Origin of the sequence: Streptomyces sp. NPDC002669 (assembly GCF_042889165.1) — a bacterium.
In the GTDB taxonomy this organism is placed as follows: Bacteria; Actinomycetota; Actinomycetes; order Streptomycetales; family Streptomycetaceae; genus Streptomyces.
Genome location: NZ_JBIAQQ010000001.1, coordinates 449163 through 463644, shown reverse-complemented (window position 1 = coordinate 463644; position 14482 = coordinate 449163). Strand labels below are relative to the sequence as shown.

The 14482-nt window shown below is 68.6% G+C and carries 8 protein-coding genes; 7 read left to right on the top strand and 1 reads right to left on the bottom strand.

Features of this window, described 5'->3' with window-relative positions; all coding sequences use genetic code 11:
- Positions 1-40: 40 nt before the first annotated feature.
- Both acnA and ACFYW1_RS02035 read left to right on the top strand, forming a co-directional pair.
- A complete protein-coding gene (gene acnA, locus ACFYW1_RS02040) occupies positions 41-2758 on the top strand; it encodes an aconitate hydratase AcnA (protein WP_388985712.1) in 2718 nt (905 codons plus the stop codon).
- Positions 2759-2977: 219 nt separating this feature from the next.
- Positions 2978-3631: a histidine phosphatase family protein gene (locus tag ACFYW1_RS02035; RefSeq protein ID WP_388985711.1), complete on the top strand. Its 654-nt coding sequence runs from the start codon at positions 2978-2980 to the stop codon at positions 3629-3631.
- A 69-nt stretch (positions 3632-3700) separates the two neighbouring features.
- Here the strand turns inward: ACFYW1_RS02035 and ACFYW1_RS02030 are convergent, their stop codons facing one another.
- Positions 3701-7543 (bottom strand): GH92 family glycosyl hydrolase, encoded by a 3843-nt coding sequence (locus ACFYW1_RS02030; RefSeq protein ID WP_388985709.1) that lies wholly within the window; start codon positions 7541-7543, stop codon positions 3701-3703.
- Positions 7544-8042: 499 nt separating this feature from the next.
- Between ACFYW1_RS02030 and ngcE the strand changes: the two genes are divergently transcribed.
- The 5 genes from ngcE (at position 8043) to ACFYW1_RS02005 (ending at position 14189) form a co-directional block, all read left to right on the top strand.
- Positions 8043-9491 (top strand): N-acetylglucosamine/diacetylchitobiose ABC transporter substrate-binding protein, encoded by a 1449-nt coding sequence (gene ngcE, locus ACFYW1_RS02025; RefSeq protein WP_388985707.1) that lies wholly within the window; start codon positions 8043-8045, stop codon positions 9489-9491.
- 50 nt (positions 9492-9541) lie between these two features.
- Positions 9542-10465 (top strand): carbohydrate ABC transporter permease, encoded by a 924-nt coding sequence (locus tag ACFYW1_RS02020; RefSeq protein ID WP_388985705.1) that lies wholly within the window; start codon positions 9542-9544, stop codon positions 10463-10465.
- Positions 10466-10556: 91 nt separating this feature from the next.
- Positions 10557-11474 (top strand): carbohydrate ABC transporter permease, encoded by a 918-nt coding sequence (locus ACFYW1_RS02015; RefSeq protein ID WP_388985703.1) that lies wholly within the window; start codon positions 10557-10559, stop codon positions 11472-11474.
- 295 nt (positions 11475-11769) lie between these two features.
- Positions 11770-12969 carry an ROK family protein gene (locus tag ACFYW1_RS02010; RefSeq protein ID WP_388985702.1) on the top strand — a complete coding sequence of 400 codons (1200 nt, stop codon included), beginning with the start codon at positions 11770-11772 and terminating at the stop codon, positions 12967-12969.
- A gap of 122 nt (positions 12970-13091) precedes the next feature.
- The gene (locus ACFYW1_RS02005; protein WP_388985700.1) at positions 13092-14189 is read left to right on the top strand and encodes a substrate-binding domain-containing protein; all 1098 of its coding nucleotides are present in this window, start codon (positions 13092-13094) and stop codon (positions 14187-14189) included.
- Positions 14190-14482 lie beyond the last annotated feature (293 nt).

The following is a 14482-nucleotide window of genomic DNA, read 5'->3' as shown; positions in this document are numbered from 1 at the left end:
CGCGGCGCGGAGTACGCGCACATTGATGAAGGAGACTGTCGTGTCGGCGAACAGCTTCGACGCCCGCAGCACGCTGCGCGTGGGCGACGAGTCGTACGAGATCTTCAAGCTGGACAAGGTCGAGGGCTCCGCGCGCCTCCCCTACAGCCTGAAGGTGCTGCTGGAGAACCTGCTCCGCACCGAGGACGGCGCGAACATCACCGCCGACCACATCCGGGCCCTCGGCGGCTGGGACTCCCAGGCCCAGCCCAGCCAGGAGATCCAGTTCACGCCGGCCCGCGTGATCATGCAGGACTTCACCGGTGTGCCGTGCGTCGTGGACCTCGCCACCATGCGCGAGGCCGTCAAGGAGCTGGGCGGCGACCCGGCGAAGATCAACCCCCTCGCCCCGGCCGAGCTGGTCATCGACCACTCCGTCATCGCCGACAAGTTCGGCACGAAGGACGCCTTCGGCCAGAACGTCGAGCTGGAGTACGGCCGCAACAAGGAGCGCTACCAGTTCCTGCGCTGGGGCCAGACCGCCTTCGACGAGTTCAAGGTCGTCCCCCCGGGCACCGGCATCGTCCACCAGGTCAACATCGAGCACCTGGCCCGCACGGTCATGGTCCGGGGCGGCCAGGCCTACCCCGACACCCTCGTCGGCACCGACTCGCACACCACCATGGTCAACGGCCTCGGTGTCCTGGGCTGGGGCGTCGGCGGCATCGAGGCCGAGGCCGCGATGCTCGGCCAGCCGGTCTCGATGCTCATCCCGCGCGTCGTCGGCTTCAAGCTGACCGGTGAGCTCCCGGCCGGCACCACCGCCACCGACCTCGTGCTGACCATCACCGAGATGCTCCGCAAGCACGGTGTCGTCGGCAAGTTCGTCGAGTTCTACGGCGAGGGCGTCGCCGCCACCTCGCTCGCGAACCGCGCCACCATCGGCAACATGTCGCCGGAGTTCGGCTCCACCGCCGCGATCTTCCCGATCGACGACGAGACGCTGAAGTACCTGCGCCTGACCGGCCGTGACGAGCAGCAGGTCGCGCTCGTCGAGGCGTACGCCAAGGAGCAGGGCCTCTGGCTGGACCCGGCCGCCGAGCCGGACTTCTCCGAGAAGCTGGAGCTCGACCTCGCCACGGTCGTCCCCTCCATCGCCGGCCCGAAGCGCCCGCAGGACCGCATCGTCCTGGCCAACGCCGCCCAGCAGTTCGCGCAGGACGTGCGCAACTACGTGGACGAGGTCGACGAGGCGGGCAAGGAGTCCTTCCCGGCCTCCGACGCCCCGGCCGTCACGCCCAACGGCGGTCCGTCCAACCCGGTCACCGTGACCGCCCCCGACGGTTCGACGTACGAGCTGGACCACGGCGCCGTCACCGTCGCCGCGATCACCTCCTGCACCAACACCTCGAACCCGTACGTCATGGTCGCCGCGGCGCTCGTGGCGAAGAAGGCGGTCGAGAAGGGCCTGACCCGCAAGCCGTGGGTCAAGACCACCCTCGCCCCGGGCTCCAAGGTCGTCACCGACTACTTCGACAAGGCGGGCCTGACCCCGTACCTCGACAAGGTCGGCTTCAACCTCGTCGGCTACGGCTGCACCACCTGCATCGGCAACTCCGGCCCGCTGCCGGAGGAGGTCTCCAAGGCGGTCAACGAGCACGACCTGGCCGTGACCTCGGTGCTCTCCGGCAACCGCAACTTCGAGGGCCGGATCAACCCCGACGTCAAGATGAACTACCTGGCGTCCCCGCCGCTGGTCGTCGCGTACGCCATCGCCGGTTCGATGAAGGTCGACATCACCAAGGACGCCCTCGGCGTCGACCAGGACGGCAAGCCCGTCCACCTCGCGGACATCTGGCCGTCCGAGGCCGAGGTCAACGACGTCGTGGCGAACGCCATCGGCGAGGACATGTTCAACAAGTCCTACCAGGACGTCTTCGCGGGCGACGCCCAGTGGCAGGCGCTGCCGATCCCGACCGGCAACACCTTCGAGTGGGACTCCGAGTCCACCTACGTGCGCAAGCCCCCGTACTTCGAGGGCATGACCATGGAGACGACCCCGGTCGAGGACATCGCCGGCGCCCGTGTCCTGGCCAAGCTCGGCGACTCGGTCACCACCGACCACATCTCCCCGGCCGGTGCCATCAAGGCCGACACCCCGGCCGGCAAGTACCTCACGGAGCACGGCATCGAGCGTCGTGACTTCAACTCCTACGGCTCGCGCCGTGGCAACCACGAGGTCATGATCCGCGGCACCTTCGCCAACATCCGCCTGCGCAACCAGATCGCGCCGGGCACCGAGGGCGGCTTCACCCGCGACTTCACCCAGGACGGCGGTCCGGTGTCGTTCATCTACGACGCCTCGCAGAACTACCAGGCCGCGGGCACCCCGCTGGTGATCCTGGCGGGCAAGGAGTACGGCTCCGGCTCGTCGCGCGACTGGGCCGCCAAGGGCACCGCGCTCCTCGGCGTCAAGGCCGTCATCGCCGAGTCCTACGAGCGCATCCACCGCTCGAACCTCATCGGCATGGGCGTCCTCCCGCTCCAGTTCCCGGAGGGGCAGACGGCCGAGTCCCTCGGCCTGACCGGTGAGGAGACCTTCTCCATCGCCGGTGTGACCGAGCTGAACGACGGCACCACGCCGCGCACCGTCAAGGTCACCACCGACACCGGTGTGGAGTTCGACGGCGTCGTCCGCATCGACACCCCCGGTGAGGCGGACTACTACCGCAACGGCGGCATCCTGCAGTACGTGCTCCGCAGCCTGATCCGCAAGTAGCCGATCCGGCAGGAGACAACGGGCCGCCCCCCTTCGCACGACGAAGGGGGGCGGCCCTTTCCCGTACCGGCCCACCGGAGCCGGACGACCCGTCACCGCCCGTACGCCGAGGGCGAGCCGCACCCGCCGCCGGGCGTACGGGAATGCGATCGTGGGCCCGCGGGTTCACGCAGCGACAAGAGACAGCGGTACGGAAACAGAAGGAGAGAGCGGAACACCATGGGCGAGCTGATCCTGATCCGGCACGGCGAGACGGAGTGGTCGCGGTCCGGACAGCACACGAGTCACACCGATCTGCCCCTGACTCCCCTCGGCGAACTCCAGGCCCGTGCGCTGGCGCCCCTGCTCGCCGACCGGCCGATCGCACTCACCCTGGTCAGCCCCGCGGTACGCGCCCGGCGCACCGCGGAGCTCGCCGGGCTCGCCGCTCCCCGCATCACGCCGGAACTGCGCGAGTGGGACTACGGCGGCTACGAGGGGATCACCACCGACGAGATCCACCGCTCCCGCCCCGGCTGGAACCTGTGGACCGACGGGGTCGCCCCCGGGCCCGAGGCGCACCCCGGGGAGACGCCCGCCGAGGTCGGTGCCCGCGCCGACCGGGTGCTGGCCGAGGTCGTGAAGGCCGCGGGCCGGGACGAGGGCGAGGACGTCGCGCTCGTCGCCCACTCCCACTTCCTGCGGGTGCTCACCGCCCGCTACCTCGGACTGACCCCGGCCGAGGGCACGTTGTTCCAGCTCGCCACGGGAGCCGTCTCGCGGCTGGGCACCGAGCACGGCCAGCCGGTGATCACGGCGTGGAACGTGACGCTGCCCGAGAGCCTGTTCTCCCGGGCCGTCCCGGAGATCCCGGAGCGGGACCGGGACCGGTGAACGGACCGGCGGCCGGCGCCCCGGGGGAAGGGGCACCGGCCGCCGGCCGTGAGACGGGGGAGCCCGGGGTCAGGAGAACAGCTCCAGTTCCGCCAGCCTGCCCCCGCCGGCGAACACCAGGCGGTAGTGGGCGTACGTCCCCGGAGCGTTCACCGAGAAGACCCGCGTCTGCCGGTCCCAGGCGAACCGTTCGGCCCGGCGCCTGTCGAGGTCCTTCCACGTGGTGCCGTCCGACGAGCCCTGGAGGACCCAGCCGGACGGGGCCCCGGCCGCCGTGTCCGATGTCAGCGTGTAGCGGACCGCCTCCGTGGCCGAGGAGACCGGCAGGTCCACCGCGGCCACCTCCGCCGAGGTGGCCGACGTGTCGTCGAACAGGGCGCCCGCGCCCTTCAGCACGTCCGTCCGCGGCGACGCCACCTCGTCGTCCGTGGTGATCGAGACCGGGGCCGCGTCCTTGCCGGTGCCCCACGAGGACGGCTCGGGGCCCATGGCGAAGTCCAGCACACCGCCCTTGGCCAGCAGTCCGTGCGGCAGGGCGGTCGAGGTCCACTTCTTGCCGTTGACCCGCAGGCCCTGCACATAGATGTTCTTCGCGCTGTTTTCCGGCGCCCGGACGACCAGGTCCCGGCCGTTCTCCAGATGGACGGTGGCCTTCTCGAAGAGCGGGGAGCCGATCGCGTACTCGCCGCTGCCCATGACCAGCGGGTAGAAGCCGAGCGCGGAGAAGAGGTACCAGGCCGACTGCTCGCCGTTGTCCTCGTCGCCGTGGTAGCCCTGCCCGATGTCGCTGCCCGTGTAGAGCCGGCCCAGGACCTCGCGGACCTTCTCCTGCGTCTTCCAGGGCTGCCCGGCCGCGTCGTACATGTAGGTGGCGTGGTGGGCGACCTGGTTGCTGTGGCCGTACTGCCCCATCCGCACGTCGCGCGCCTCGGTCATCTCGTGGATGACACCGCCGTACGAGCCGACGAACTCGGGGCCGGCCGTCTCCGGGGTGGCGAAGTACGTGTCGAGCTTCTTCGCCAGACCGGCGCGCCCGCCGTACAGGTTGGCCAGACCGCGGCTGTCCTGCGGGGCCGTGAAGGCGTAGCCCCAGCCGTTGGTCTCCGTGTAGTCGTAGCCCCAGACCCGCGGATCGTACTCCTCCGAGGGGAGCCGCCAGCCGCCCCCGGCGTCCCTGCCCTGGAAGAAGCCCGCCTTCGGGTCGAAGAGCCGGACGTAGTTGCGGGCGCGGTCGAGGAAGTACGCGGCCTCCTCCTCGTACCGGGCCTTCCCGGTCTTCCTGTGGAGGGCCTCGGCCATCCGCGCGATGCCGTAGTCGTTGAGGTAGCCCTCCAGCGACCAGGACAGGCCCTCGTGCGTCGAGGTGTTCGCGTAACCGGTGAACGGGGAGGTCACCATGCCCTTGCGGCCGACGCCCGAGGTCGGCGGGACCACCGTGGCGTTCTTCAGGGCCGCCTCGTACGCCGCCTCGGCGTCGAACCGCACGCCCTTGACGTACGCGTCGGCGAACGCGACGTCCGAGGAGGTGCCGGTCATCAGGTCCGAGTAGCCGGGGGACGACCAGCGGGATATCCAGCCGCCGTCCTTGTACTGCTGGACGAAGCCGTCCACCATCTCGCCGGCCCTGCCCGGGGTGAGCAGGGAGTACGCGGGCCAGGTGGTCCGGTAGGTGTCCCAGAAGCCGTTGTTGACGTACACCTTGCCCTCGACGATCTTCGCGCCGGTGTGCGTCGGGGTGTCGGGGCCGGTCTGCGGGGAGAAGGGGCTGGCGTACTTGTCCTTGCCGTCCACCTTCTCGAAGCCCGAGTTCGGGTACAGGTACAGCCGGTACAGGTTGGAGTAGAGGGTGGTCAGCTGGTCGGCCGTGGCCCCCTCGACCTCCACCTTCCCCAGGATGTCGTCCCAGGCCCGCTGCGCGCGGTCCTCGACCCGGTCGAAGGAGCGGGCGGCCGGGATCTCGGCGGCGAGGTTCCGCTTCGCCTGGTCGACGCCGATGAGAGAGGTGGCCAGCCGCAGGTTCACCGTGCGGTCCTTGCCGGCGTCGAAACGGAGGTAGCCCGTGACGTCGTCACCGCCGCCGCCGGACAGCTTGCCGCTCGCGGTGACCGGGGCGTCGAAGACGCCGTACACGAACAGCCGGGTCGCGCCGGTCGAGCCGCCGCTCTTCACGTCGGAGAAGCCGGTGAAGGAGCTGGTGGCCGGGTCGAGGGTGAGGCCGCCGTCGTTGGAGACGTTGTCGAAGACCACGCTCGCGTCGTCGCCGGGATAGGTGAACCGCATCCGGGCCGCGTGGTCGGTCGGGGTCATCTCGGCCTTGAGGCCGTTGTCGAAGGTCACCCCGTAGTAGTGCGGCCTCGCGGTCTCGTTCTCGTGACGGAAGGGCAGCGCCCGCGCCCCGCGGGCGGCGTCCGGGGTGCCGGCGACCGCCGACGGCATCAGCTGGAAGGTCTGCCGGTCGCCCATCCAGGGGCTCGGCTCGTGGCTGGCGCTGAATGCCTGGAGGGTGGGGAGGTTGTCGGCGTTGTTGCCGCGCGCGTAGTCGTACAGCCAGCTCGTCGAGCCGGCGTTGGTGACCGGTGTCCAGAAGTTGAAGCCGTTCGGCACGGCGGTGGCGGGGAAGTTGTTGCCGCGGGAGAAGGCGCCGCTGGAGTTGGTGCCGCGGACCGTCGAGGCGTAGTCGGACAGATGGGCGCGGCGCTTCTCGGGCGCCTTCGGGGCGATCGCGATGTCGTCGATCCAGCCCTGGAACTTCGCCGTGCCCCGGGGCGAGTCGTATGCCACCAGGACGCGGTCCACCGTCTTGCCCGCAGCTACCGTGCCGATCGCCGACTCGACCCTGTTCCACTGGTTGACGTACAGCCGCTTGGCGTCGGCCTGGCCCTGCGGGGTCAGCGGGCCGCCGTTGCTGTCGGTGGCCCGCAGCTCGCTCAGGTACGTGCCGTCCGTGAACGCCAGGTCGACCGCCACGTGCGTGGCCGGGTAGGCGAGGTCCGTCTCGCCCATCTGGGGATACACCAGGTAGGACAGCGAGGTGTCACGGGTGACGGCCGTGTTCACGTCGAAGACCTTGTTGTACGAGTAGCCCCGGCCGTCCGCCTTGTGCGTACCCGCGTACCGCAGGGCCTTCCGGCCGGTGAAGCCCGCGCCCGCCTTGGCCGTGGGGGAGCCGGAGGGGCCGCGCTCGGGCCGGCTGAGCATCTGCGCCGGGGCCGGGGTGGAGGTGTCGCCGTCGGAGAACTGGACGTCGGCGAGCTGGGTGATGTCGGGGGAGCCGTTGTTCTTCGTGATCCGCAGCCGGAAGTGCCGGTAGGCCGTGTCGGAGGCGAAGTCGTACGACTTCGTCCGGAACCGTTCGGTGAAGGTCTGGTCGGTCCGGGAGTCGAGTTCCTTCCAGTCGGTGCCGTCGGCGGAGCCCTGCAGGGTCCAGTCCCTCGGGTCGCGCTCGTCGTGGTCGTTGGCCGAGGTCAGCGCGTACGTCACGACCTCGACCGGTTCGGCGAGGTCGAACTCGATCCAGCCGGTGGGCTCGAAGGTCAGCCACTTGGTGCCGGGCTCCCCGTCGATCAGGTTCTCCTTGACCTCCCCGCCGCCGGTGTTCTCGCCACTGGCGCGGACGTCCGTCACCCGGTCGGTGACATTGCCCGGTATTCCTGCGGAGAAGCCGCCGTCGACACCCGATGACCGTTTCTTGCCGTCCGGGCCCTCTTCCACCGAGTCGAGCCAGTCCGGCTGCTTTTCGTCCGCTTCGAAGGAAGATCTGAAGGTTCGTTCCCCCGTGAGGACCCGGTCCTTTCCGGGCGGGCCGGCCGACTGCGCCGCGGCGGCGGGAGCGGTCGCGACCAGGACGAGCGAGGCCGCGATCAGCGCGACCGTACGGCTTTGTCTTCTGCGAGAACCATGTCGGGGCTGCATGCCGAGCCATTCCTCCCGGGGACGTACGCATGGACAACGTTGTCAAAGAGGTGCGCAAGGTCCAGTAGGGAGGCAAGTGGCTTGATGTGTCAAGGGTGTTGGAAAGCAGTGGCCGACCTTATCGACCGTAATGCGGAAAACGTTACAGCCGGAGCGGGAGGCGCGGGTTCCAGGTATCCGCGAGGTCTCAACTCGGGAAAGACTGCTGCTCAACCTTGTGTTCGATCTTGCTCAGTTGAGTGTGAGTGGACTATACCTGTCGGCGTCCGCACCGATGTTTCGTCGGCGCGGACGAGGGGGACGCGGGGGGAACGGACGGGCACGGCGCGAGAAATGCGCCCGATGTCCGGCCCCCTCCACCCCCGAAGCACGTGGCTAGCCTTGAATCAGCAGTACCCAAGCGCAACTGACCGCGGTGGCGGGGCCCTTCGCCTGAGGCGAATTTCGACGGGCGACCGGTACACACCGCCTGAGTCCTGGAGAAGGCGAGGACTTGAGCATGGGATCCACCTCCGCCCACAAGAATGAGGGCCCCGGCCGTCGCGATGTGATCAAGCGATCTGCCGCACTCGGCCTGATCAGCGTTCCGGCGATGGGCTTCCTGTCGGCGTGCGCGAGCAGCGACGGCGGCAGCGACAAGAAGGTCGAGAAGGGCAAGGTCACCAAGACCAACCCGCTCGGCGTCAACGAGACGGCCCCGCTCGAAGTCGTCATCTTCAACGGCGGCTTCGGCGAGCAGTACGCGATCGACGCGGAGAAGAAGTACAACGCGGCGTTCCCGAAGGCCCCGAAGGTCAAGCACGCCGCGACCCAGAAGATCCAGTCGCAGCTGCAGCCGCGCTTCAACGGCGGCACCCCGCCGGACCTGATCGACAACTCCGGCGCCGAGCAGATGGACATGGGCGTCCTGGTCGGCAAGAAGCAGCTGATGGACCTGACGCCGCTGATGGACGCCCCGTCCATCGACGACCCGAACAAGAAGGTCCGCGACACGCTGCGCCCCGGTGTCCTGGAGATGGGCCAGTTCGACGGCGACCCGGTCTGGATCATGTACTACGCGTACACGGTCTACGGCGTCTGGTACTCGCAGACCGCGCTCGAGAAGCTCGACGCGGAGTACCCGGAGGACTGGGACGCCATGCTCGCCCTCTGTGCGAAGGCGAAGAAGCAGGGCATCGCCGGCTGGACGTACCCGGGCAAGTACCCCTACTACCTGCCGTTCTCGCTCTACCCGTTCATCGGCAAGATCGGTGGCCGGGAGGTTCTCGACAAGATCGACAACCTGGAGCCGAACGCCTGGAAGGACCCCGCGGTCAAGGCGGCGTTCGAGGCGTACTACGAGCTGTACAAGAAGGGCTACATCCTCAAGGGCACGCCCGGCCTCACCCACATCCAGTCGCAGACCGAGTGGACCAAGGGCAAGGCGCTCTTCATCCCGAACGGTTCGTGGGTGGAGAACGAGGCGGCGCCGACCACGCCCAAGGACTTCAAGATGATGGTCGCGGCCCCCTCCGGCCTGGACGCGTCCGACAAGATGCCGTTCGGCACCATCTGGGCCTCCGGCGGCGAGCCCTTCATCGTCCCGGCCAAGGCGAACAACCCCGAGGGCGGCATGGAGCAGCTGCGCATCATGCTCTCCGAGGAGTCCTCGAAGAACTTCACCAAGCAGGTCAAGTCGCTCAGCGCCTTCAACGGCGGCACCGACGGCCTGACCCTGTCGACCGCGCTGCAGGCCGGTGTCGACGCGCTGAAGAAGGCCGGCGACAACGTGGTGAACCCGCGTATGCAGGACTGGTACGTGAAGCTCCAGAAGGAGCAGATCGGCACGGCGGGCATCGGCGAGATGATGGCCGGCCGCCTGACTCCCGCCGAGGCCATCAAGAAGATCCAGGCCTTCGCCGACGCGGCGGCCAAGGACCAGTCCATCAAGCACTACAAGCACCAGTGAGCAACCGTCACCAGCGGCGGCACCCGCGGAAAGATCGGGGTCGGTAAACGATGCAGCACGGCAAGTACCGTTTCATCGTGGGGTTCTTGGTGGCCCCACTGGCGTTGTACGCGGTCTTCGTCATCTGGCCGTTCATCCAGTCCATCTACTACTCGTTCACGGACTGGACCGGCCTGAGCCCGGACTTCAAGATGGTCGGGTTCGACAACTACACGAGGATGTTCAAGGACGACATCTTCTGGAAGTCGCTGCAGCACAGTGTGCTGCTCGTGCTGCTGCTGCCGCTGGTGACGTTGGGTCTGGCGCTGTTCTTCGCCTTCATGCTCAATGTCGGGGGCCGTCGGCGGAAGAACGCCACGGTCTCCGGCGTGCGCGGGTCGAGTTTCTACAAGATCGCCTACTTCTTCCCGCAGGTGCTCTCGATCGTCATCGTCGCCCTGCTCTTCCAGTTCGCGTTCAATCCGCGCGACGGGATGATCAACTCGACGCTGAAGGGAATCGGTCTGGATTCCTTCCAGCCCGAATGGCTCGGCGATCCGAACCTGGCGCTCGTCTGCGTCATGACGGTGCTGATCTGGTCGACGGTCGGATTCTTCGTCGTCCTCTTCTCGGCCGGAATGGCGTCCATTCCCAAGGACTTCTACGAGGCGGCGCTCCTCGACGGGGCAAACCGTTTCACCACATTTTTCAAGATCACGCTGCCGCTGCTCTGGGACACGGTCCAGTCGGGCTGGGTGTACATGGGCATCCTGGCCCTCGGCGTGGAGGCGTTCACCGCCGTACAGGTCATGACCGTGGGCCCCGGCGGCCCCGACTACTCCACCACGGTCCTTCCGCTGTACGTCTACCAGACGGCCTTCCGCGACGGGCAGGCCGGCTACGCGACGACGATCGGTGTCGGACTGCTGATCGTCACCATGCTCTTCGCCGCCGTCGTGATGCGACTGGGCCGGCGCGAACGGCTGGAGTTCTGATGCCGCGAACGATGGGCGACGGCCCCCGGACCCCCAGCAGGCACCACAGGTCGGCCTCCGTGTCCGGCTCGACAGTACGAGGTGAGTACACGTGAAGACGACTGACACCCCGCCCGTGGCCCCGGCGGCGGACCCGGCGCCCGCGGCCGGGCGTCCCGCGCCGGCCGTCGAGGAGAAGAGCAGCGAGGGCAAGGTCCTCAACGTCTTCTCGCACGGTGTGCTGATCATCTGGGCGATCCTGGTGGTCATGCCGCTGCTCTGGGCGGTGATGGCGTCGTTCAAGACGGACGACTCGATCCTGTCGACACCGTGGGCGCTGCCCGACAAGCTGCACTTCGAGAACTGGTCGCGCGCCTGGAGCCAGGCGCACATGAGCGACTACTTCTTCAACACGATCGTGGTGGTGGGCGGCTCGCTCGTCGGCACGCTGCTGCTGGGGTCGATGGCGGCCTATGTGCTGGCGCGGTTCGACTTCCCGGGCAACCGCTTCCTGTACTTCCTGTTCATCGGCGGGATGAGCTTCCCGATCATCCTGGCGCTGGTCCCGCTGTTCTTCGTGATGAACAACATGTCCCTGCTCAACACGCAGCACGGACTGATCCTGGTCTACATCGCGTACTCGCTGCCGTTCACCGTCTTCTTCCTCACCTCGTTCTTCCGGACGCTGCCGACCTCGGTGGCGGAGGCGGCGATGCTCGACGGGGCCTCGCACACCCGGACGTTCTTCCAGGTGATGCTGCCGATGGCGAAGCCCGGCCTGATCAGCGTCGGCATCTTCAACTTCCTCGGCCAGTGGAACCAGTACATGCTGCCGACGGTGCTCAACACCGACCCGAACCAGCGGGTGCTCTCCCAGGGGCTGGTCGAACTGGCCAACAGCCAGGGGTACAAGGGCGACTGGTCGGGTCTGTTCGCCGGGCTGGTGATGGCGATGCTGCCGGTCCTCGGGGCCTACATCGTCTTCCAGCGCCAGGTCGTCGCGGGACTCACCGCGGGCGCCGTGAAGTAACGGTCCGCCCCTCGGCCCCGGTCCCTCGCCCGCACGGGCCGTCCCCGCGCACCACCCATACGCACCATCCGTACGAACCGCCCGCCGGCTTCCCGCCGGCGGGCGGTTCCCGTGTGCGGGCGGCCGTCCGGGAGACGGGCGGAGACGGCCGCGGGTGAGGGCGGGGGCGCGGGCGCAACCCGGGCGGGGGGCGCTCATCCGAGGCTTCGCTCGCTCAAGGTCTTGACGGGGAGTACCTCAAAACGCTCAGCTTGGAGTTCACATGTTGGAGAGAACGCTAGGAGTGAGAGAGTCAATGGAGACTCCGGGGTCGCAGACGTCTCTGCATCGCGCCAACCTGGAGCGGGTCGTGCGTGCGGTGCGCATGGCGGGTTCGCTCACCCAGGCCGAGATCGCACGGAGCACCGGCCTGTCAGCGGCCACCGTCTCCAACATCGTTCGTGAACTGAAGGAAGGCGGCACGGTCGAGGTGACCCCCACCTCGGCGGGCGGCCGCCGGGCCCGCAGCGTCTCGCTCAGCGGTGACGCGGGCATCGTGATCGGCGTCGACTTCGGGCACACGCACCTGCGGGTGGCGGTCGGCAACCTCGCCCACCAGGTGCTGGCCGAGGAGGCCGAGCCGCTGGACGTGGACGCCTCGTCCGCGCAGGGGTTCGGGCGGGCGGAGCAGCTCGTGAAGCGGCTGATCGAGACGACCGGGATCAGCCAGGACAAGGTGATCGGGGTGGGCCTCGGTGTTCCCGGCCCGATCGACGTGGAGTCCGGCACGCTGGGCTCCACGTCGATCCTGCCGGGCTGGACGGGCATCAACCCCAGCAAGGAACTCGCGAGCCGGCTCGGCGTGCCGGTGCACGTCGACAACGACGCCAACCTCGGGGCGCTCGGCGAGCTGGTCTGGGGGAGCGGGCGCGGCGTCAAGGACCTCGCCTACATCAAGGTCGCCAGCGGCGTCGGCGCGGGCCTGGTGATCGACGGACGGATCTACCGGGGGCCGGGCGGCACGGCCGGCGAGATCGGGCACATCACGCTCGACGAGTCGGGGCCGGTGTGCCGCTGCGGGAACCGGGGGTGCCTGGAGACCTTCGCGGCGGCCCGGTACGTCCTGCCGCTGCTCCGGCCCGGTCACGGGCCCGATCTCACCATGGAGCGGGTGGTCCAGCTGGCCCGCGGGGGCGACCCGGGCTGCCGCCGGGTGATCGGGGACGTCGGGCGGCACATCGGCAGCGGGGTGGCCAACCTCTGCAATCTGCTCAACCCCAGCCGGGTGGTCCTCGGGGGCTCGCTCGCCGAGGCGGGGGAGCTGGTGCTCGCGCCGATCCGCGACTCGGTCTCCCGGTACGCGATCCCCAGCGCGGCCCGTCAACTGTCGGTGCTGCCGGGCGCGTTGGGCGGCCGGGCCGAGGTGCTGGGGGCGCTGGCCCTGGTGCTCAGCGAGATGGGGGATTCACCCCTTTTGGAGAGCACCCTGCCGACGGGCACTCCTGCCTTCACTTAGATAACGAATGGCACCGTTGTCATCTCGTTAAGGATTTACTCCTTGACGCTGACGTTGCAGCCGAGTTGACTGCCAGCCACCTCGGCCGCAACGTTGCGGCCTCGTCAGGGAGGCAACCCGTAATGAACGCAACGACGCGACGCCTGGTCATAGGAACGGCCGCGGTCTCGATGGCCCTCTCCCTCGCCGCCTGCGGCAAGGCGGGCGACGACAAGGACTCCGGCAGCGGTGGCGACGGCAAGACCATCGGTCTGCTCCTCCCGGAGAACAAGACCACGCGCTACGAGACGTTCGACCGTCCGATCATCGAGGACAAGATCAAGTCGCTGTGCGGCGACTGCGAGATCAAGTACAACAACGCCGCGCAGGACACCGAGACCCAGAAGAAGCAGTTCGACGCGCTCGTCACCCAGGGTGTGAAGGTCATCATCCTGGACACCGTCGACTACAAGGCCGCCAAGTCCTGGGTCCAGCAGGCCGCGAAGAAGGACGTCAAGGTCGTCGCGTACGACCGGCTCGCCGAGGGCCCGATCTCCGCCTATGTGTCGTACGACAACGAGAAGATCGGCCAGCTCCAGGGCGAGGCGCTGGTCAAGGCGCTGGGTGCCAAGGCCGAGGACAGCAATGTCGTCATGATCAACGGCTCGCCGACCGACCCGAACGCCCCCTTCTTCAAGAAGGGCGCGCACAGCGTCCTCGACAAGCAGGTCAAGAAGGTCGTCTACGAGCAGGACATCCCGGACTGGTCGCCGGACGAGGCCAACAAGAAGATGGGTGCGGCCATCGACTCCCTGGGCAAGGACGGCTTCCAGGGCGTCTACTCCGCCAACGACGGCATGGCCGGCGGCATCATCACCGCCCTGAAGAAGCAGGACGTGAAGGTCCCGGTCGGCGGCCAGGACTCCGAACTCGCCGGTCTGCAGCGGATCATCGCGGGCGAGCAGGCCTTCTCGATCTACAAGCAGATCAAGCCGGAGGCCGAGACCACCGCCGAGATCGCCGTCAGGCTGCTCAAGGGCGAGAAGATCGACGACCTGGCCCCGGTCAAGGTCGACAGCCTCTCGGGCGAGTTCAAGGGCATCCCCTCGAAGCTGTACGACGCCTCGGTCGTGACCAAGGAGAACATTGCCTCCACGATCGTCGCGGACAAGGTGTACAAGGTCGAGGAGATCTGCACCGCCCAGTACAAGGCGGCCTGCGCCGCGGCCGGCATCAAGTAACGCCCGCCGGCCGGCGTCCCCCCGGTCCGGTCCGGCGCCCGCCCCGTCACATGCCCCGCAGCAGGGGCGGGCGCCGGACTTCCCACGGTTCCGGTCACCCGCGTGCGACCGTCCCCCGGGACGCGCCACGGGCCCGGCCGGGCGGAACCTCCCACGGGCCCTGCCCTCGGCGCGCGGTCGTCCCCCGGCGACGACGTTCCGAGGCGGACCCGTCCGGAGGTCTCCCGGCCCGGTGCCCGATGACCTCCCGGCCGCCGCCGCGGTCCGGTGACCGGCACCGCCCCCTTGAGCTC